At 65.5% G+C, this 19,981-nt stretch carries 18 protein-coding genes; 5 read left to right on the forward strand and 13 right to left on the reverse strand.

Annotation, left to right across the window (positions count from 1 at the left end):
- Nucleotides 1–126: 126 nt before the first annotated feature.
- Both gshA and BLV45_RS16520 read left to right on the forward strand, forming a co-directional pair.
- The gene (gene gshA, locus BLV45_RS16515) at nucleotides 127–1,740 is read left to right on the forward strand and encodes a glutamate--cysteine ligase (protein ID WP_090535007.1); all 1,614 of its coding nucleotides are present in this window, start codon (nucleotides 127–129) and stop codon (nucleotides 1,738–1,740) included.
- Between the two features lie 132 nt (nucleotides 1,741–1,872).
- A complete protein-coding gene (locus tag BLV45_RS16520) occupies nucleotides 1,873–2,373 on the forward strand; it encodes a hypothetical protein (protein ID WP_090535010.1) in 501 nt (166 codons plus the stop codon).
- A 27-nt stretch (nucleotides 2,374–2,400) separates the two neighbouring features.
- On the opposite strand, the gene BLV45_RS16525 is transcribed toward BLV45_RS16520, so the two are convergent.
- Nucleotides 2,401–3,981 carry a DHA2 family efflux MFS transporter permease subunit gene (locus BLV45_RS16525; RefSeq protein WP_090535012.1) on the reverse strand — a complete coding sequence of 527 codons (1,581 nt, stop codon included), beginning with the start codon at nucleotides 3,979–3,981 and terminating at the stop codon, nucleotides 2,401–2,403.
- 151 nt (nucleotides 3,982–4,132) lie between these two features.
- Nucleotides 4,133–4,594, reverse strand: coding sequence for a MarR family winged helix-turn-helix transcriptional regulator (locus BLV45_RS16530; RefSeq protein ID WP_090535015.1), 462 nt, complete (start codon nucleotides 4,592–4,594; stop codon nucleotides 4,133–4,135).
- A gap of 254 nt (nucleotides 4,595–4,848) precedes the next feature.
- On the opposite strand from BLV45_RS16530, the gene BLV45_RS16535 reads away from it, so the two are divergent.
- Both BLV45_RS16535 and BLV45_RS16540 read left to right on the forward strand, forming a co-directional pair.
- The gene (locus BLV45_RS16535; RefSeq protein WP_090535018.1) at nucleotides 4,849–5,205 is read left to right on the forward strand and encodes a hypothetical protein; all 357 of its coding nucleotides are present in this window, start codon (nucleotides 4,849–4,851) and stop codon (nucleotides 5,203–5,205) included.
- A gap of 241 nt (nucleotides 5,206–5,446) precedes the next feature.
- Nucleotides 5,447–7,051: an efflux transporter outer membrane subunit gene (locus BLV45_RS16540; RefSeq protein ID WP_090535021.1), complete on the forward strand. Its 1,605-nt coding sequence runs from the start codon at nucleotides 5,447–5,449 to the stop codon at nucleotides 7,049–7,051.
- A 39-nt stretch (nucleotides 7,052–7,090) separates the two neighbouring features.
- Here the strand turns inward: BLV45_RS16540 and BLV45_RS16545 are convergent, their stop codons facing one another.
- The 8 genes from BLV45_RS16545 to gspG form a co-directional block, all read right to left on the reverse strand.
- Nucleotides 7,091–7,870, reverse strand: coding sequence for a type II secretion system protein N (locus BLV45_RS16545; protein WP_090535024.1), 780 nt, complete (start codon nucleotides 7,868–7,870; stop codon nucleotides 7,091–7,093).
- Nucleotides 7,871–7,892: 22 nt separating this feature from the next.
- Nucleotides 7,893–8,396, reverse strand: coding sequence for a type II secretion system protein M (locus tag BLV45_RS16550; protein WP_090535027.1), 504 nt, complete (start codon nucleotides 8,394–8,396; stop codon nucleotides 7,893–7,895).
- Nucleotides 8,393–9,784 (reverse strand): type II secretion system protein GspL, encoded by a 1,392-nt coding sequence (gspL, locus tag BLV45_RS16555; RefSeq protein ID WP_090535029.1) that lies wholly within the window; start codon nucleotides 9,782–9,784, stop codon nucleotides 8,393–8,395. The genes BLV45_RS16550 and gspL overlap by 4 nt, the downstream gene beginning before the upstream one ends.
- Before the next feature lie 20 nt (nucleotides 9,785–9,804).
- Complete coding sequence (gene gspK / locus BLV45_RS16560) at nucleotides 9,805–10,989, reverse strand: type II secretion system minor pseudopilin GspK (protein ID WP_090535033.1); 1,185 nt, start codon at nucleotides 10,987–10,989, stop codon at nucleotides 9,805–9,807.
- A 950-nt stretch (nucleotides 10,990–11,939) separates the two neighbouring features.
- Entirely contained in the window at nucleotides 11,940–12,650 is a 711-nt protein-coding gene (locus tag BLV45_RS16565) for a PulJ/GspJ family protein (RefSeq protein ID WP_090535035.1), read from the reverse strand.
- Complete coding sequence (gene gspI, locus BLV45_RS16570) at nucleotides 12,628–13,026, reverse strand: type II secretion system minor pseudopilin GspI (RefSeq protein ID WP_245753324.1); 399 nt, start codon at nucleotides 13,024–13,026, stop codon at nucleotides 12,628–12,630. The genes BLV45_RS16565 and gspI overlap by 23 nt, the downstream gene beginning before the upstream one ends.
- A gap of 1 nt (nucleotide 13,027) precedes the next feature.
- Nucleotides 13,028–13,513: a GspH/FimT family pseudopilin gene (locus BLV45_RS16575; protein WP_090535040.1), complete on the reverse strand. Its 486-nt coding sequence runs from the start codon at nucleotides 13,511–13,513 to the stop codon at nucleotides 13,028–13,030.
- Between the two features lie 12 nt (nucleotides 13,514–13,525).
- The gene (gene gspG / locus BLV45_RS16580; RefSeq protein WP_090535043.1) at nucleotides 13,526–13,990 is read right to left on the reverse strand and encodes a type II secretion system major pseudopilin GspG; all 465 of its coding nucleotides are present in this window, start codon (nucleotides 13,988–13,990) and stop codon (nucleotides 13,526–13,528) included.
- A 170-nt stretch (nucleotides 13,991–14,160) separates the two neighbouring features.
- On the opposite strand from gspG, the gene BLV45_RS16585 reads away from it, so the two are divergent.
- Nucleotides 14,161–14,571: a type II secretion system protein N gene (locus BLV45_RS16585; RefSeq protein WP_090535047.1), complete on the forward strand. Its 411-nt coding sequence runs from the start codon at nucleotides 14,161–14,163 to the stop codon at nucleotides 14,569–14,571.
- A 53-nt stretch (nucleotides 14,572–14,624) separates the two neighbouring features.
- Here BLV45_RS16585 and gspF read toward each other — a convergent pair whose 3' ends face one another.
- Genes gspF through gspD form a run of 3 tightly spaced genes read right to left on the reverse strand, consistent with a single transcriptional unit; the run spans nucleotide 14,625 to nucleotide 19,646 of the window.
- On the reverse strand, nucleotides 14,625–15,842 hold the full coding sequence (gene gspF, locus BLV45_RS16590; protein WP_090535049.1) for a type II secretion system inner membrane protein GspF: 1,218 nt from the start codon (nucleotides 15,840–15,842) through the stop codon (nucleotides 14,625–14,627).
- A 4-nt stretch (nucleotides 15,843–15,846) separates the two neighbouring features.
- Nucleotides 15,847–17,361, reverse strand: a complete 1,515-nt coding sequence (gspE, locus tag BLV45_RS16595) for a type II secretion system ATPase GspE (protein ID WP_090535052.1) — start codon at nucleotides 17,359–17,361, stop codon at nucleotides 15,847–15,849.
- Complete coding sequence (gspD, locus tag BLV45_RS16600) at nucleotides 17,358–19,646, reverse strand: type II secretion system secretin GspD (protein WP_090535055.1); 2,289 nt, start codon at nucleotides 19,644–19,646, stop codon at nucleotides 17,358–17,360. Before gspD ends, gspE begins: the two co-directional genes overlap by 4 nt.
- Nucleotides 19,647–19,981 lie beyond the last annotated feature (335 nt).

The raw sequence follows: 19,981 nt of genomic DNA on the forward strand, positions 1-19,981 counted from the left end.
ACACGCTCGAAGCACCGCCAGAGTGGCCTCAAGCAGCCGTCGTGGCGAGATGTTAAAGTGCCCGCTACTGAAAATTCCGCTGATCGTTGCCGGTAGCCACGCACCGGCAGCGCACGACCTGCATCAATGCCCAACACGACTCCCATCCGCACGACCGACGCTCTTTCGCACCGCCTGTCCGTGCTGACCTCCGGCCCGCAGCGCGACGCGCTGACGACCGGTCTGCGCGGCATCGAAAAAGAAAGCCTGCGCGTGACGCAGGACGGTCGTCTCGCGATGACGCCACACCCACGCGCGCTGGGCTCGGCGCTCACGCACCCGTCGCTGACCACCGATTATTCAGAAGCGCTGATCGAACTGATCACGCCGGCCGAGAAAGACGTCAGCGTCACGCTCGAAAAGCTCGATGAGCTACATCGCTTCGTCTACGCCGAACTCGGCGACGAGATCCTGTGGAACAACTCGATGCCAGGCGTGCTGCCCGCCGACGATGAAATCCCGATCGCGGACTACGGCACGTCGAATATCGGCAAGCTAAAGTACGTGTATCGCGTCGGCCTCGCGTTGCGCTATGGCCGCACGATGCAGTGCATCGCGGGCATCCACTACAACTATTCGCTGAACGAAGAAGTGTGGCGGCTGCTGCGCGCCGACCAGCAGTCGACGGCAAACGCGGTCGACTTCCAGTCGGAGCGTTATCTCGCGCTGATCCGCAATTTCCGCCGCACGAACTGGCTGCTGATGTATCTGTTCGGCGCTTCGCCGGCGCTCGACCGGCGCTTTTTGCGCGAGCGCGCACACACGCTCGACACCTTCGACGCCGACACGCTGTACCGCCCGTACGCGACGAGCCTGCGAATGAGCGATCTCGGCTACTCGAACACGACGGCGCAGGCCGCGCTGCACGCCGACTACGACACGCTGCCCGGCTATCTCGACGCGCTCGCGAAGGCGGTCAGCCAGCCGTATCCGCCGTACGAGGCGATCGGTACGCAGCGCGACGGCGAGTGGGTGCAGATCAACACGAACGTCCTGCAGATCGAAAACGAGTTTTACTCGACGATCCGTCCGAAGCGCGTCACGTATCCCGGCGAGCGTCCGTTGCACGCGCTGGCCGCACGCGGCGTGCAATACGTCGAAGTGCGCTGCATGGATATCGATCCGTTCGAGCCGGTCGGCATTTCGCTTGAAACCGCGCGCTTTCTCGACGCCTACCTGCTCGTCTGCGCGCTCGACGACAGCGCCGCGCTGCCGCCCGACGCCTACGCGGAAGCAAACCGGAACTTTGGCCGCGTCACGATGGAAGGGCGCAAGCCAGCGCTCGAACTGACGCGCGATGGCAAGACCGTTCGGATGCTCGACTGGGCGAATGAGCTGTTCGGCAAGATCGATGCAGCAGCAGCAGCGCTGGACGCAATTCGTGGCGGCGACGCGCACGCGCGTGCGGTCGCCGCGCAACGCGCGAAGCTTGCCGACGTATCGCTCACGCCGTCGGCACGCGTGCTGCAAACCATGCGCGACCAGAAACAGAGCTTCCTGCAATTCGGTCTCGCGCAAGGCATCGCGCATGCGGCGGCTTTCAGGGCGCGTCCGCTGCCCGCCGCCGAGGCCCAGGCGTTCGCCACGCTGGCCGCGAAATCGCTGGAAGAACAGACCAAGCTCGAACGCGAAGAAGTCGGCTCGTTCGACGCCTTCGTGGCCGCCTATCGCGCGTACACACTGAACCGCTTCAGCGTGTGATTGCAGCGCGCAGCGCGCTGCATGAAACGACCTCGAGCGCCGCCGGTCCAACTTTCATGACGTGACGTGAGGCGGCGCGCGGCTTGAGGGGGTCGCCATCCCGCACGGCTCAACCGACGGAGGTGGATCGCCATGAAGAAAGCTCTGCTGGCTGTCCTTTGCGCGCTCGCCGCGGGCTGCTCGAGCAGCGGTCAGGTCGATCCCGACACGATGCAGATCGCAACCGCGCCGCTCACCTGTGCGAACAAAACCGAGTGCGATATATGGTGGACGCGGGCGCGGACGTGGGTTACGCAGGTGTCGACTTACGCGCTGGAATCGGCCAGCGATACGCTGATCCAGACCGCCGGCCCGGATGGCGGCAAACGCGCGCTCGCCTACGAGATCACGAAGACGGAAAACAAGGACGGCACCGCGACGATCGGCTTCGCCGCGCATTGCGACAGCGCGATGGGTTGCCAGCCGAACCCGTGGAAAGCCGGCGCCGATTTCAAGCGTTTCGTGCGCGGCAGCGCGGCAAGCGCGAGCCCGGCCGGACAGCAACCCGCCTCGGCGCCCGCCGCCACGATGCAGCTTGAAACCGGCCCCGTCCAGACCACGCATGCGCCAGCGGGCGGGCTCGTGACGCAGTGAGCCGGGTGCCGCAAGCAATATCGTCAGTCAGTGTCCCATCGACGCCGACGCGCCTTTCCTTGGCTTCGTGATCCACACGAGACCCGCGAGCACCACAAACCCGACGCACGAGATCCGGAAGAAGTCGTTGGTCGCCATCATGTAGCCCTGCTGCGTGACGATCTGGTTGATTTGCGCCGTGATGCTCTGGCCGGCGATGCCGAGGCTCGACAGCGCATTGCTATACGCCGTCGTATTCGCCGAATACGCGTTGACCGATTCCGACAGCACCGCGTGGTGATAGATCGCGTCGTTTTCCCAGTACGTCGTGCTGACCGCAGTGCCGATCGCACCCGAAAGCGTCCGGAAGAAGTTCGACAGGCCCGACGCGCTCGCGAGACGCTCGTCCGACACGCTCGAGAGCGTGATCGTCGTCATCGGCACGAAGAAGCACGCGACGCCGATGCCCTGCACGAGGCGCGGCCAGATCACGTGGCTGAACGGCACGTCGAGCGTGAAGGTCGAGTTCCACAGCGACACGAACGCGAACACGCAAAACGCGAAGCTCGCCACCATCCGCAGATCGAGCCGGTGCATGTTGCGCCCGATGAGCGGCGACAGCACCAGCGCGAGCAGGCCGACGGGCGCCGTCGCGAGGCCGGCAAGGCCTGCCGTGTAACCCATCACCGTCTGCAGCCAGAGCGGAAAGATCACGACCGAGCCGAAGAACGCCATGAAGCCGAACGAGATGATCAGCACGCCCAGTGCGAAGTTGCGGTCCTTGAAGAGCGACAGATCGATGACAGGCTCCTTCTCCGTCATCTCCCACACGAGCATGAACGCGATCGACACCACCGCGATGATCCCGAGCGTGACGATGAAGTTCGAGTTGAACCAGTCGCGATCCTTGCCGAGGTCGAGCACCATCTGCAAACACGACACGCCGATCACGAGCAGCGTGAGCCCGACGGCGTCGATGCGCTGCCGCGTGGTCTTCGTCTCGCGGCCGCGCAGCAGGAAGAACGCGCACACCGCCGAGAAGAGCCCGATCGGCACGTTGATGTAGAAGATCCACGGCCACGTGTAGTTGTCGGTGATCCAGCCGCCCATCACCGGGCCGAAGATCGGCGCGACGATCACGGTCATCGCCCACAGGCCCAGTGCGAGACCGCGCTTTTCCGGCGGATACGAGCGCATCAGGATGGTCTGCGACAGCGGCACCATCGGACCGGACACGAGCCCCTGGACCAGCCGGAACGCGTTCAGCGATTCGAAATTGTGCGCGAGGCCGCACATCGCCGAGGCAATCGTGAACAGCAGCACGGAGAGCGTGAAAAGACGCACCTCGCCGACGCGCCGCGCGAGCCAGCCCGTCAGCGGCACCGCAATCGCCGACGCCACCGAATACGACGAAATCACCCATGTGCCTTCGCTCGTCGCCACACCGAGGCTGCCGGAAATGGTGGGCACCGCGACGTTGGCGATCGAGGTATCGAGCACTTCCATGAACGTGCCCAGCGCGAGGCCGAGCGTCAGCAAGGCGAGCATGCCGCCCGCGAGCGGCGCGGGCTGGGCGGGTTGTGCCGGTTGAGCCGGTCCGTCGGCAGTGGTCGTAGCGGAAACTGACATGGTCCCAATCCCTTTGTCCGCGGAAAAAGCTTGTCGCGGCATGCTTATGAAGACGCCCAGACTGCATGTGGAGCGCTTCTTGCATGCCTGGACACTCTCTGCCCAGACAGCTAAATGCCTGAAAAAACAGGCGCATCAAGGCGCCTTCTCTTTATTCGTCCACCACCGGGCCGTTCTGGATGAAGCGCTCGAGCAGGCCGACCAGCGTCGCCACCTCGCTCTCCGAAAAGCCCCGCAACTGCTCTTTCAGCACGGCCGATCCGATTTCCGGCAGCACGCGCGCCGCTTTCCTGCCCTCGGACGTCAACTCCAGCTCGACCATCCGGCGGTCCGCATCGCTGCGGCTGCGCGCGATGAAACCCTTCTTTTCGAGCCGGTCCAGCATGCGTGTCATCGAACCGCTGTCATAGGACATCGCCCGTGACAGCTCGTACGGCGTATGCGCCCGCCCGCACGACAGCAGCAGGATCACGCCGATCTGCGACGACGTGAGCCCAAGCGGCCCGACCGCCCGGTCCATCCGCTGGGCCAGCACGTTGCGCGCTTTCGACAGGTAATAGCCAAGACTCGCTTCCAGTCGAGCCTCCTTGCTGTCGTAAGGTCCATCCATCATTGCGGGTCGCCTGAAACGTCCATTTCACTGAAGCGGATTTTATCTGCCAGGCGGGGGGCGCAAGGCACGTTCCGCAATGGCGCGCTGCAACAAAAAACAACAGTCAATCGGACAAGGCCTGAAGTATGTTGAAATTTAATTGCATAGTCAATATTATGACAGGCAATGAGTTAAGCGCGACCTGCGCCATCACGAGACCATGTTCTGACCGATTGAACCGCACCGGCATGTGCCGATGCACTGAGGATCCTGCAATGCTGTACCTGAAAAACACCCTTGGCGGCCTGAGCCGCTCCCTGACCGGTTCCGCGCTCCAGACTTTCCAGGGGCCCAACCGCTGGTGGAAGCTGGCGCTGTACGCCGTCATGTTTGTGTTGCCGGGTGGGTCGATTGCGGTGATGGTCTTTGCATGGATCGATCATCGGCGCGCCGTTCGCGATCGCGCCGTGCCCGTGCCCGCCGGCCTGCTGACTTCGGGTTCGGATCAGGCCGGCAAGCCGGCTGCGGCCGCGCCGTCCAGCGCAACCCTCTGCCAGACGCGCTGCGATGCGCCGCCGTGCCGCGCAGCGGCCGGCAAGCAGGCACGCCAGACCTGCGATTCGCGCACCTGAGCACCTCGCTCCCCCGCAGCCTGGACCCGGCGCGGCACACCAGCAGTAATGCGGTGTAACCGCGCCGAAACCGTCAGTAACACACCTGCGGCGTGCGCCGCATTACCCTTTCAGTTTTCCACGTCTTATGCAACGCGTGCGCTACCATCCTGGTGCGCCGCGCTGTCGCGCCCCGGCCAGTCATGGCGGTCGCGCGGCGCATTCCGTTGTGCGGCCGGCCGGATCGAAAGGAATTCATTGCATGCAGTTTGAACAGACCACGCGCCCGCCTGCGGTCGCGCCTCGTGCCCTGACGCTCGCCGGCGCTTGCGCGATGCTCGCGCTCGCGCTCGCCGGCTGTGCGGTTGGCCCCGACTACAAGCGGCCCGCCGTGCAGGTGCCCGCGTCGTACAAGGAAGCCGCCGAGGGCTGGAAGGTCGCGCAACCGGCCGACCAGGGCGATCGTGGCACGTGGTGGACGATCTACGACGATCCGCAGTTAAGCGCGCTCGAAGAAAAACTCAACCAGTCGAACCAGACCGTCGCCCAGTTCGCCGCGGCTTACCGTCAGGCGCGCGCGCTCGTCGGCGAGGCGAGGGCGGCGTACTTCCCGGTCATCAGCGCATCGGCTGCCGGCACGCGGCAACGCACGCCGTCGCGCAATTCGACGGGCTCGATAACGGGATCGAACGGCACGTCCATCGGCGTCAGCAGTTCCGGCTCGATCAGCAACAGCTACAACCTCGGGCTCGATGCGTCCTGGGAACCGGATCTCTGGGGCAAGGTAAGCCGCTCGGTGAATTCGCAGGAAGCCGGCCAGCAGGGCGCCGCAGCCGATCTCGCCAACGCGCGTCTCTCGGCGCAGGCCACGCTCGCGCAGACGTATTTCTCGCTGCGCTCGCTCGATGCAACGCAGAAGCTGCTCGACGACACTGTCGCCGCCTACAGCCGCTCGCTGCAACTGACGCAGAACCAGTACCGGCAGGGCATCGTCGCGCGCTCGGATGTCATCCAGGCGCAGACGCAACTGCAGTCCGCGCAGGCCGCGGCGATCGACAACGGCGTCGCGCGCGCGCAGGACGAGCACGCGATCGCCGTGCTGGTCGGCGAGCCGGCTTCGACGTTCGCGATTCCGCCTTCGCCGCTCGACGCGACGCCGCCGGCCGTCCCCGCGCAGATGCCCTCGGCGCTGCTCGAACGCCGGCCGGATATCGCCTCGGCGGAACGCAAGGCGGCCGCCGCCAACGAACAGATCGGCGTGGCCATCGCCGCGTTTTTCCCGACACTGACGCTGACGGCGAGCGGCGGCTTCGAAAGCTCGGTGTTGTCGCAACTGCTGACGGCGCCGTCGCGGTTCTGGACGCTCGGCCCGCAACTCGCCGCGACCATCTTCGATGCCGGCCTGCGTAGCGCGCAAACCGACGCCGCGCGGGCAGCCTACGACCAGAACGTCGCCGCCTACCGGCAAACCGTGCTCGCCGCGTTTCAGGACGTCGAGGACAACCTCGCGTCGCTGCGCATCCTCGAGCGGGAAATCGTCGTGCAGCAGCAGGCCGTGGATTCCGCCCGCCAGGCGCGCGACATCGTCGAGAACGAGTACAAGGCCGGCACCGTGGGCTACGTCAACGTGCTGACCGCGCAGACCACGGCGTTCACCGCCGAGCAGAAGCTGGCGAGCATCGCGGGTCAGCGGATGGTGTCGTCGGTCGGACTCGTGAAGGCGCTCGGCGGCGGCTGGGACGTCGCGCAGATGGATCGCGAAACGGGCAGCGTGACCGCGCCGGCAGCGGCACCGACCGCCGCAACCGCGCCGATGCAAGATGAAGGCGCAGGCGCCGCGCAACAACCCGTCGTCGCGCAGAAATAGGCAGCCGGTTCGGGTCGCTTCATGCGGCCTTCGGGCCGCTCAATGGGCGAAGGTCAGCGCCACCGTGTCCGGCCCGGTTTGCCGGCCGAGCAGATTCAGCAGCCCGGCGAGGTTGTCGCGCTGCCCGGGCGCGGCGCTGGCCGTGCCCTGGAACGACGAGTGCGTCTGCTGCACCGTGCCGTGACCGTCGAGCATCAACGGCCCTTTCAGCGTCGACAGATCGACCGTCGAACGCGCGCCTTCCGCCTGCACGGCCACCCGGTACGAACCGAGCGGTTTCACGAGTGACACCCGCGAGCTCATCTCACCGAGCGTGACATCGAGCTGGCCGAACGCCTCGTTGCCGAGCGTGCGCCAGTCGGTCCACGCGAGGCGCACGTCGCCCTGCAGATCGAGTGTGTTAAACGGCGCGCCGAGGCCCGCAAGCAGCGAGGCCGGCACCGCGATGCTGCCGCCCGTCAGCGTCGCGCCGCGTAGCGTGGCGTCGAGCGTGACCGCGTCGGGCATCGCCTCGGTCTGACGCATCTGCATGCGCACACGGCCCGTGAACAGCGGCCAGAACGCCGTGTGCCATTCGATGCGGCCAGGCAGCAGCGTCGCGCCGGACGGGTCGTCGCCCGCGGCGAGCATCAGCGTGGCCGAGCCGTTCCAGAGCGAGCCTGCCGGGTCGACGAGATTCACGTGACCGCGTGTTGCTCTCGCGAATTGCGGCGTGACCCATGCGGCGGGCAGCAGCACCAGCAGCACGGCAACGTTCGACAGCACGGCAACCAGCACCCACGGCACCACCGCGCGCAGACGGCGCATCCAGAAGTTCATCGGCGACCCTGTCGGTGAACGCTCATTTGACCGTCGATGGCTGGAGCGAGGCCGTCAGGTCCACCTGTCCGTCGTCCTTCAGCGCGCTCACGTGCGCCTCGGCGACCTGCACCTTGTACTGCTTGCGCACGTCGTCGAGCCAGGCCGTCCACGCCGGGAACGATGCGTTCTTCAGCTGGATCTGCACCGCGTTGCCGAGCACCTGCACCTGCGTCGCGGCGAGCCCGTGATCGGCCAGCGAGGCGCTGAGCGCATCTTTCAGCGCGCCGCCCGTCGGCGCGACGCCCTGCGCGGCCGCCGACAGCGCGCGCGCGTCGTTGGCCTGCGCCGTCATCCGCGCGAGCTGGCCGCGCATTGCCGGCAGCGTGTCACGCAGATGCGCGCGGCCTTCCTGCGCCGGCACCCATAGCACCGACCAAGCAAGCGCGACGGCAATGGCCGCGCCGCCCCACGTCAGCAGCGTCTTTTCGCGCGTCGTGCGCACGCCCCAGAATCCGGCCCAGGTGTCCGCCAGTGCTGTTTTCATTGTCCGTTCCTGATGGTCCACTTGCCGGTGTTGCTGTCGATCGCGCCGTTCAGCCCGTTGCGCGCGAGGCGTTTGCCGAGATCGGCGTCGACCTTCACTTCAGGCTTGAACGTCACCTCGAGACGCCGGTCGTGATAGTCGAGCGCGGCGATGCCGTTCACCGGGATGCTGCCGAGCGAGCGCGCGAGGCGATCCGCTATCGAAAGAAAATCATCCGGCGACAGTTCGCCCGCGGCGACGCGCAGTTGCTGCAACTGACGCGACATCTGGTCGGGCGCGTCGAGCACGACGGTCGTCTTCGGGAACGCGTTGAGGAGCAGCTCGGTCATCTGCGCGTTGATGGTGTCGCGTTCACGCGCGAGCATCATCCACTGCACATTGGCGCCGACGATCGCGACCACGAGCGACGCGACCGTGAGCAGCAGCGGCACGCGAAGATGACGCAGCGTCGCGCGGTCGAGGCGCCACGGCTGCGACGCGAACTCGAACTGGCACAGATCGAAGCGGCATTCGGGCGCGCGGCGCGCGAGCGCCTCGAACGTGAGCGGTTGCGCGCCGCTCACGGGCGCGGCGTTCGACGTGAGACGCGGCTCGTTGCCAGGCAGATCGGTGAGCGCGTACAGAGTAACGGGCGCGGTGCCCGCGAGCGCGGCGAGCGTCGCGGGAACGGCGGTGGCCGGTACCGCCAGACCTTCGCCCTGCGCACCGCGAACGATCGCGAGTTCGACGCGCGGCGTGGCGTTGTCGAACGCGGAATCGATCAGCAGCGCCGGCGCGGTGGGGACGACGCGGCCCAGCACGGCGGCGACGATGGGCGTCACGGCCGGCGCGCTGTCGGGCGCTGAACCGGTTGCGCCGGCTGCCACGGAGGCCGGGGCGGCCGTGACAGGGTCGACGCTGGCGAGCGCGACCGCTTCTTCCAGCGCGTTTGCCGTTTCGGTCGCGACGGCGGGCGGCAGGCAGCGCGTGACGGGCACGGCGCGCAGGTTGCGGTGTCCGGCGGCCTGAAAGCCTTCGACGACGAACCGGAACCAGCCGCGATCGATGATCGCGAGCAGATGCCGGCCAGCTGCGAGCGGTTGCGGATCGAGCGCGATGTGACAGGTTTGCGGATCCTGGATCAGCTGATCCTCGACGACGTTCGGCAGCGCCTGACGCAGGCGCGGGCCTTTGAGTGGCGGCACCGTCGCGGCGACCATCAGGAGATCGCGGGCGGCGACCATCAGCACGGTCGACGACGCGCGCGGCAGCAGCGCGAGCGCCGAGCGTCCGGCGCGCTGGGTGCGGCCCGCCTTGTCGAGCAGCAGGAACGGCATGTCCGGCAGTTGCCATTCCTGCGAAGGCACCGCTGGGTCACGTGGCGGCAACAGGACGATCAGGGTGCTCAAAGGTCAGCCTCTCCGGTTATTCATAGCTGGTCGCGTCCACGCACGATACGCGTAGTGTGGGTCATTGGATCGCGATAGACGAGCGTGGTGCGGTCCACTTCCGCGCGTTCGTGCTGGACGCGTCCGTGGATCAGAAAGTAGTTCGTATTGACGTCGAGCATGTTCGGGTCGTACACCGCGAGTTGCACGCCAGCGCCGCGCAGGGCGAGCTGCACGTCGGCGACGTTCCGGAAGAACACCGTCTCGCGGCGCGCGACGAACGCCTGCGCGCTCGACAGGCTCATGCCTGGCACGACGGCCGCGATCACTTCGGCGGAGGCGGTGTTCATGTTGACGGCGGTTGTCGTTGGCAGGACGGTGACGAACGGGCGCAGCCGCTCGACCGATTCTCGCGTGAAGCCGGGGATGTCGAGGAGCGAATCGACGCTCGTCATCTGAAGCGGGGCGGTGGCGGAATTGTCGTCGCTGTCGGTGAGGCCGGGTTGATCGGTGAAGGTACTGTTGCCGGTGATGCCGCCTTGCTGGGGCGCATTTTGGGGCGTTGTGGTGTTGGGGGTCGATGGCGACTGGAAGCGGGTGGCCGACTGACCGAGGCTGGTGCGCAGCTGGACCGCGGTGTTCTTTGCGAGTTGGGCGTTGACGCCGAGGAGGGCGAGGAGGCGCTGGAACGACTGGATCTGTTCGATGTTCAGTTGCAGCGCGCCGGGCGCCGGGCTCGAGACGAGGTTTCGCAGGTTGAATTTTGCCTGGGCGTCTTCGATGGAGCCGGACAGATACGTGTCGGCGCCTTGGGTCGCGTGGATTTCGCCGATCTGGCCGAGGAAATCCGACAGGCGTGTTTTGGCGATCGGCACGCCCCAGATGCCACCGAGGTAGGTGACACCGGCGGAGGTGTCGCCTTCCGAACGGAGGATGAGGCGCGTCCAGTCGAGCGCGCCACGGGAGATCCACTGGGCTTGCGACAGGAGTCGCTGGTTTTCGATTCTGCGGATTTGTACCTGCTGGCGCCAGAGCATGCCGGAGACGAGAATGGCGGAGAGCGCCACCACCAGGAGCGCGGTTATGATTGCCGCGCCTTTCTGGTTTTTTGTTTTCTGGTTAAGGGTTTTGTTGGTCTTTCCTTGTGCTCGTGTCGGTTTATTGGCGTTGCCCCTGTGCGGGGCGGCATTTGGTTTTTGCCCTTGCTCGTGGGTCGTGGCGGCCATTTCTTCCCGGTTATCTTGCCCGGTTGCCTTTCCTTGTATTCGTGTCGGTCTATTCGCGTTGCCCCTGTGCGGGGCGGCATTTGGTTTTTGCTCTCGCTCGTGGGTCGCGATGGCCATTTCTTCCCGGTTATCTTGTCCGGTTGCCTTTCCTTGTATTCGTGTCGGTCTATTAGCGTTGCCCCTGTGCGGGGCGGCACCTACTTTTCTTTGTCTTGCCAAAGAAAAGTAGGCAAAAGAAAGTCGCTTCGATATGCCATCTTTTCCAGGTGAATCCCCCCCGGGGAATGGCAACCCATGAAGTGTCGACATCGCGCTAGAACCACATAGGTCCGCGCACGAGACCGTCCCTCGCAAAACAACCGCCCGTGACAAAGGACTCATCCATCCCGCTCCGCACCGCGTGCGTCGCGGAAGGGAATGCCACGCGGCGCGGCTCGCGCCCCTGGCAATCCACGCCACTTGAGCGGAGAGATCCAGAAGATTTCGCAAACCAGAACCAATAAAAATGGAGAGGGCAGTAAACCCTTCGGCGACACGCGAAGCGTGGAGCCGGGTGAATGACGGCTTTGTCACGGGCATGGAATGCGCGCGAGATGGAATCGCGCGGGGACCGATGCGGGGTGAGGTGCGGGGGCGACACTTCATGGGTTGCCATTCCCGGTGGGTGACACACCTGGAAGAGGAAAGGTATCGAAGCGACTTTCTTTTGCCTACTTTTCTTTGGCAAGACAAAGAAAAGTAGGTGCCGCCCCGCACAGGGGCGACGCTAATAGACCGACATGAACACAAGGAAAGGCCAACAAAACCCTTAACCAGAAAACGGAAAAGCAGAACCCCGCCCCGCAAAGGGGCAACGCGAATAGACCGACACGAGCACAAGGAAAGACCAACAAAACCCCTGGCCAGAAAACGAAAAACCAGACCCGCGTGTAACGCAAATCCACGCCTCATCACTCCCCCACCAGAAACACCCGCACAACAGGCCTCGCGAGCGACTTCGCGCCAACACTCACTTCCAGCCCGGTCACCGAGCGCGGCAACGGCGCGTTCCCCAACTGGGGTACCTTCAGATTGTTGTCGTACTCCGTAATCGCCGACTGCACATCCTTCATCTGCGCGGTCCACCCCACCTTCGCGACATACACCCGCGCCGATATCGACCCCACCCCACCCATCAAAGGCACCGCGCTCCAGTCGCTTCCCTCCCCACCATGCAACGCGCGCCGCAACGCCCCCACATTCGCAAGCGGCGGCGACACATACCGGATCACGCGTCCATCGACGATCCGGTACCGCACCACCTGCAGCCGCGGCGCAGCCCCCACTTCGTCACGCTCGCGCACGATCTGCAACACGCTGCTACCGATGCTCACCGCGGCCTCGCCAGCCTCGTCGTCCGATGCGGCCTGGCGGGCGTCGATCCGCATCTGGTCGAACAGCTGCGCAAACACGCGCTCGTCTTCCATCGCGTTCGTAATCGTCTCGCGCCCACGAACAATCTGGTCCAGCCCGCGCCACGACAACACCGCGATCACCGCCAGAATCGCAATCGCCACCAGCAGCTCAATCAGCGTGAAACCTCGCGCGCCATGGCGGCCACCTACGTGACGCACCCGCGCGACGCCGCGCGCGCAACCCTCACAGCGGCCGGTTCGTTTCATTCGCGATCACCGTCACCAGTTGGGCCAGATTGCCGGAACCTCCGGGCGTCGTCACCGTCACGTCAACACGCCGGAACACCGGATTCGGCGTGGCGCTCACGTTCTCGGTACAGATCAGCTGCAAATTGCCCTGCGAGCAGTCGAAGCTATGCGCGCCCACCTCGGGCCACGCACGTGCAAGCCGCAACTGGGCAAGCGTGTTGTCCGCGCTCCAGCCGGCCAGCAGGCGCTTGTGCAGGTCGGCCTCGCCCGTCGCGAGACTGCCCACCGCGCGCAATGAAGCAGCAAGCGCAACCGCGATGATCGCGAGCGCGACCAGCACCTCGATCATCGTGAAGCCACGCGATCGCCCGATGCCCCACGCCCGAGGCCGCATCTCAATGCACCTCATACCGGCCATTGCCCGTACCGACGATGGTCGCGCGCCCCGCCGACGAAAAAAGCGTGACCTGCACCGGCGCATCGATGCTCTCCGTGCCAAACACAACCCGGTCGGATCGCTGGTCCGAACCCGGATAGCTGATCGCCACGCCCGTCACGCCGCCTTCCCAGCGACGCGGCCCCAGCAGGTCGTCCCGCAGCGGACGCCACCCGTCACCGGTGCGCACGTCGAAGCGATAGCCGCCGTCGAGCGGCAGCCACGCGACAGGACGCGCGCGGACCTGCGCCTCGTCGCCGGCCGATTCGAACAGCAGCGCGAGACGTTGCGCTTCCTCGTTCAGATCCGTGCGCGGATTGTGCGTGAGCGACAGCGATGCCAGCGACACCAGCAGCCCGGCAATCACCAGCACCACCAGCATCTCCAGCAACGTGAAGCCGGACGCGCCCGCCTGCGTGCGCATCCCCGGACGGATCGCCTTCATACGGTCAGCCGCTTACTGCCAGGAACCGACGTCGGAATCGTTGCCTTCGCCGCCCGCCTTGCCGTCGGCGCCGTAGCTGAACACGTCGATCTCGCCATGCACGCCTGGGTTCAGATATTGATACGCGTTGCCCCACGGGTCGTTCGGCAGACGCTCCAGATAACCCCCGTCTTTCCAGTTGTTCGGCACGGGGTCGGTCGCCGGCCGTTCGATCAGCGCATGCAAACCCTGTTCCTGCGTCGGATAACGGCCGTTGTCGAGCCGGTAGAGCTTCAGTGCCTGCATCACGGTGCCGATGTCCTGCTTCGCCGCGACGCGGCGCGCTTCGTCCGGACGACTCATGATCTTCGGCACGATCAGCGCGGCAAGAATGCCGAGGATCGCGATCACCACCATGATTTCGATCAACGTGAACCCGCGTTGACGGCGGGCGCGCGGCCCCGTGATTTCGGAGCGGCGTGTGGTCCACATCTGCATAACTTGCTACCTCGTTCCAGAAAATGTATCGATGCACCGGGCGGCGCCCGATGCGGTGAATATTCCGCGGTCCATCGCCGGGATCCAGACCCGGCAGGTCATTCTAATGTCGTGGAGTTGAAGGGTTTCAACTCCACGCAAATTTCACAATAGTCCGTACAATGACACGCATGAACGCACTTCAGATACGCCTTCTATCGCTCGCGCTCTTCGCCGTTTTCTGCGCGACGCTGACCTGGTGGGTCGTCACGCTCACCACGCATCGGCCCGGTCCGGCGGCGGCTGCTGCACTTCCGCCCGTCTCGGTCGAACAGGCCGCCACGCTCTTCGGCGGAAAACTCACGCGCGACACGAACCAGGACGTGCATCTCTTCGGCATCCTCGCGCTACGCGAAGGCGCTGCGGCAATCGTCAGCACCGGCGACGAACCGCCTCATGCCGTCTCGCTCGGCAGCGCGATCATGCAGGGCGCGAAACTCTCGGAAGTCCGCCCGCGCTCGATCATCATCGATCGCAACGGCTCACGTTCCGAGGTATTCCTCCCCGCCAACGCACCCGGCCCGACCATCTACGTGCGCTAGGTTCCGGCGCGGCCTCGATGCCCGCGCCACGTTTTCAACATCCGCCGCTCACTTCACTGGACCAGGTTGTTCAGTTCGATGATCGGCATCATCACCGCCAGCACGATCACGAGCACCACGCCGCCCATCGCGAGAATCAGCAGCGGTTCGAGCAGGCTCGTCAGAAACATGGTCCTTCGTTCGAGTTCGCGCGATTCGCCTTCGGCGGCGCGGTCGAGCATCGTGGTGACATCGCCGGTCGCTTCGCCGGAACGGATCAGGTGAACCAGCACCGGCGGAAACGTCTTTGTGTTGCCCAGTGCGCGTGACAGCGACGTGCCTTCGCGCACGCGCACGATCGCATCGTCGATGTTCAGGCGCATCGCCTTGTTGCTGAGCGTTTCGCTCGCGGCCTGCAGCGCGCGCAGGATCGGCACGCCCGCAGCCGTCAGGATGGCGAGCGTGCTCGCGAAACGCACCGTGTTGTAGCCGCGCACGAGTTTGCCGAAGAGCGGCGCGGTGAGCAGCCAGCGGTCGAACGTGAGACGCGGCCCGGGTTGCGCCAGAATCGAACGCACGACGTAGACCACGACCACGAGCGCGATCAGCATCGCCCACCACCAGTTCCGCACGAAACTGGAGAGCGCCATCATCATGATGGTGAGAAACGGCAACTGCTGCTTCGTGCTCGCGAACACGTTCACGACCTGCGGCACGACGTAGCTCAGGAGGAACGTGACGATGCCGAACGCGATGATCGTGACGACCGCCGGATACGTGAACGCCAGCACGATCTTCTGCTTGAGCGCGTTACGCTGCTCGATGTAGTCGGCGAGGCGCGACAGCACGAGGCCGAGCCTGCCGGTATGTTCGCCGGCCGAAACGAGCGCGCGATAGATCTCGGGAAAATCGCGCGGATGCTGCGAAAGCGCGTTGGCGAGCGAATGGCCGCCGAGCACTTCGGCGCGAATCGAGGCCATCAGTTCGCGGATGTAGTCGCGCTCGGACTGCTCGGTCAGAACGGACAGCGCTTCGTCGAGCGGCAGGCCGGCGATCAGCAGGCTCGCCAGCTGCCGCGTGAGAATGGCCTGCTCGCGTTGCGACAGGCGGCGTCCGAGCGACAGGCGCTGGTTGCGCTCGCCGCGCGTGCGCGTCGCGGCCGGTTCGACGACGAGCGGCGTCAATCCCTGCGTGCGCAGCTGCGTGCGCGCGCCACGGGCGCTGTCGGCGTCGAGCACGCCTTTTTGCGCCTTGCCGGCCGCGTCGATCGCTTCAAAACGGAACGCTGGCATGCGCTTACACTCCGCCCGTCACGCGGATCACTTCTTCGAGCGACGTCAGCCCGGATTCGAGCCAGCGGTCGCCATCCTCACGCAGCGTGCGCATGCCCTGCGCGCGGCCGGTTTCAAGGATTTCCGAATCGGCGGCGTTGCGGTGAATCAGCGCGCGAATCGACTCGTCGACGAGCAGCAGTTCGTACACGCCGCGACGTCCCGCATAACCGGAGTGGCCGCACTTGTCACAGCCGACGGGATGCCAGCGCACGCCGCCATCTTCCTCGACGCGTTCTTCCTTGCACACCGGACACAGCCGTCGCACGAGCCGCTGCGCGAGCACGCCCAGCAGCGACGACGCGAGCAGATACGGCTCGACGCCCATGTCGGTGAGACGCGTGACGGCCGATGCCGCGTCGTTCGTGTGCAGCGTCGCCAGCACGAGGTGACCCGTGAGCGAGGCCTGCACCGCGATCTGCGCGGTTTCGAGGTCGCGGATTTCGCCAATCATGATGACGTCCGGATCCTGCCGCAAAATCGAGCGCAACGCGCGCGCGAAGGTCATGCCGATCCGCTCGTTGACCTGCGTCTGGCCGATGCCGGACAGGTCGTATTCGATCGGATCCTCGACGGTCATGATGTTGGTCGTCGCCGTCTCGAGGCGCGACATCGATGCGTACAGCGTCGTCGTCTTGCCTGAGCCGGTCGGGCCCGTCACGAGCACGATGCCGTGCGGGCGCCCGATCAGCTTGTCGAACTTCACGAGCGTGTCGGCGGCCATGCCGAGCGCTTCGAGATTCAGCCGCGCCGCGTCTTTTTCCAGCAGACGCAGCACCGCGCGCTCACCGTGGCCGGTCGGCAGCGTCGAGACGCGCACGTCGACCGGACGGCCGCCGACGCGCAGCGTGATCCGGCCGTCCTGCGGCAGACGTTTCTCGGCGATATCGAGCTGCGCCATGATCTTGATGCGCGAAATCAGCGCGCCGTGCAGCGCCTTCTTCGGGCGCACGACGTCGCGCAGCGTGCCGTCGACACGAAACCGCACCACCGAAGACGTCTCGAACGGCTCGATGTGAATATCCGACGCCTGTTCGCGCGCGGCCTGCGTGAGAAGCGCGTTGATCATGCGAATGATCGGCGCGTCGTCCTCGGATTCCAGCAGGTCCTCGACCTCGGGAATCTCCTGCATCAGGCGCGACAGATCGACTTCGCCTTCCACTTCGCCGACGACCTGCGCCGCGCTGCCGTCCTGGCGCGCGTACGCCTGGTTGATCGCGTGCGCGAGTTCGTCGGCAGACAGGCGCACCACCGAAAGCGCGCCGAAATTGCGCGCGACTTCCGCAAGCGCCGCGTCGGTCGTGCGATCGCTGATCCAGACTTCGAGGCTGTCCGCGTGCTGATGCGCGACGAGAATCTGGCCGCTCTTCGCGAAGCCGTACGGCACGAGCCGCGCGGCGAGCGGCGAGGGCGGCTCACGCTCACCGGCCGGGTCGCCGCCCTGAGCGCGCTGCGATGCCTGCGCGGGCGCCTGTGTCACGGATGCGCTCCCGGCGACTGGATGCTCCCCGCCGCGCCATTCGCCGGCGCGGGAACAGGAGCGGGAACCGCGGCCGGCGGCGCCGCCTGCTGGCGACGCATCTGGTCGAGATCGAACAGGTTCAGCGCGGGCGTGCCGCCCTGGCTCGGGCCGATCGGCATCGGCGGAACGACCGGGTCGTCGTTGTCCTTGATGAGGTTGTTGTTCTGCTTGTACGCGCCCTGCACGCCCTGGATGTAGTCGTAGCGGTTCGACGTCACGGCCTGCGCGGTGTCGCGATCGCTGATAATCACGGGGCGCAGGAACACCATCAGGTTGGTCTTGTTGCGGTTCTTCTGTTCCGAACGGAACAGCTGGCCGATCCACGGGATATCGCCCAGCAGCGGCACCTTGCTGTTGCTGACCTGGTAGTTGTCCTGCATCAGGCCGCCCAGCACGATGATTTCGCCGTTGTCGGCGAGCACCGTCGACTGGATCGAACGCTTGGTGAACTCGGGGCCCGCGGGGTTGGTCGTCGCGTTGGTCGTGCCGTTCACGATCGCCGAGTCTTCCGTGTAGAGCTGCAGCTTGAGTATCCCGCCCTCGGTGATCTGCGGCTTGACGTGCAGCGTCAGACCGACGTCGACGCGGTCGTAGGTATTGAACGCCGCGCTCGTCGTGCCGCTCGTGAGGTTCGAATACGAACCCGTCTGGATCGGTATGTTCGTGCCGACGACGATCTTGGCTTCCTCGTTGTCGAGCGTGATGAGGTTAGGCGTCGACAGCACGTTCGCGTCGGCGGTCTGCGACAGCGCCTGCAGCAGTCCGCCGAGTCCCTGCACGCCGAAAATGTTGTGAATCCAGCCGACGTTGAGCCCCTGCTGGAGCTGCTGGCCCGCGAGCGCTCCGGCGAGACCGCCCGTGGCGCCGGTCGCCGCGGCGGCCGCCGTCAGGTTGATGATGCTGTTGCTGCTGCCAGTCGCGAGGTTGGTGCCGGCAAAGATCGAGTTGTTCGCGACCTGCCACTGAATGCCGAGATTGGCGTTCGTGTTCGAGTTGAGCTCGACGATCAGCGCCTCGATATAGACCTGCGCGCGCCGCGCGTCGAGCTGGTCGATCACCGCGCGCAGGTTGCGGTACACCGGCTCGGCCGCCGTGATGATCAGCGAGTTGGTCGCGGCGTCCGCCTGGATCATGCCGCCCGGCTGGTTGTCGTCGCTCTTGTCCTTGTCGCCACCCAGAAACCCGCCGGAACTGGCATTGCCGCTCGAACCGTATGCACCGCCACCGCCGCCCATCGACGACGACATGGAGCTGCTTCCGAGTCCGCCCGACGGCAGCGGCGGCGTACCCGCCGTGCCGGTCGAAGTGCCGCCCGACGCGCCGCCGCCGCTCTGGTTGAACGCATTCGCTTCGTTCGCGCCGGACGACGAGCCGGTGTCGCCACTCTTGCCGAGCATGCCGCGCAAGGTTTTCGCGAGCTTCGTCGCGTCTGCGTTGCGCAGCGCCACGACGTGCATGTTGCCGGGCACGCTGCTCGGCGCATCGAGCTGCTGGGCGAGTGTCTTCGCCGCCGCGAGCCGCTGCACGTTCGATGCGCGCAGCAGCAGTGAATTGGTGCGTGGATCGGCGGTGACGGACACCTTCAACGTGGCATCCGTGCTGCCGATCGCGCCCGGATCGAGCATCTTCGAAAGCTGCGTCGCGATGTCGAGCGCGTTGGCGTTTTTCAGCGGCACGACGAGGATCTGCTGGCCGGCGGCGGTGTCGACACCCGCGATGATCTGCGCGATACGGCGCACGTTGTCCGCGTAATCGGTGACGATCAGCGTGTTATTGGCCGGGTAGGCGGCAATCGTGTTGTTCGGCGAGATCAGCGGGCGCAACACCGGCAGCAGGTTGTTCGCCGATTCGTTCTTCAACTGGAAGACCTGCGTCACGACCTGGTCGCCGCGGGCGGCCGGCGCGTTGCCGACGTAGGTCGGCACGCCCTGCAGCTTGGCGTCGGCTTCGGGCACGACCTTCAGGACGCCGTGATCCTGCACCAGGGCGAAGCCCTGCATCCGCAACGCGGACTGCAGCGTCTTCAACGCCTGATCTTCCGGAACGGCGTTTTCGGAAACGAGGTTCAACTGACCCTTGACGCGCGGGTCGACGATGATCGTTTTGCCGGTTGCCGCGCCGATCGCCCTGGCCACCTGGTCGATGTCCGCGTTGACGAAGTTGAGGGTCACCTGTGCGTATGCGATCTGCGAGGTGATCAATCCAGCAACCAGCAGCGCCGTTGCGATGCGACGCAATGCCATACGATTTCTTCTCATGGAATGTGATGTCGATGCCGGCGACTGCCGCCGCCGACGGTCATGCGCAGTGGACATGCTGGCCGGGCGCAACCCCTTCACCCTGAAGCCCGCCGGTCTCCCGGACGCACGCCAGTCTGAGGTCCGAAAAAAATGAACAGTAACAGCTTTTTATGACGACATTCTCACAAAAAGTCGCCCGACAGTGCGTTTCCTCTAATTGATGCGCGTGCCCGTCAACTTCATGAAAGATCCCCGTTCTCCCGGCATGTCGAATGTCGGGGACGTCGTCTCCGGAATCTGCCCTCTTATGTCGGTTAGCCAACCTTGACCCGTCACAG

It is taken from the genome of Paraburkholderia sartisoli, assembly GCF_900107685.1.
Taxonomy (GTDB): domain Bacteria; phylum Pseudomonadota; class Gammaproteobacteria; order Burkholderiales; family Burkholderiaceae; genus Paraburkholderia; species Paraburkholderia sartisoli.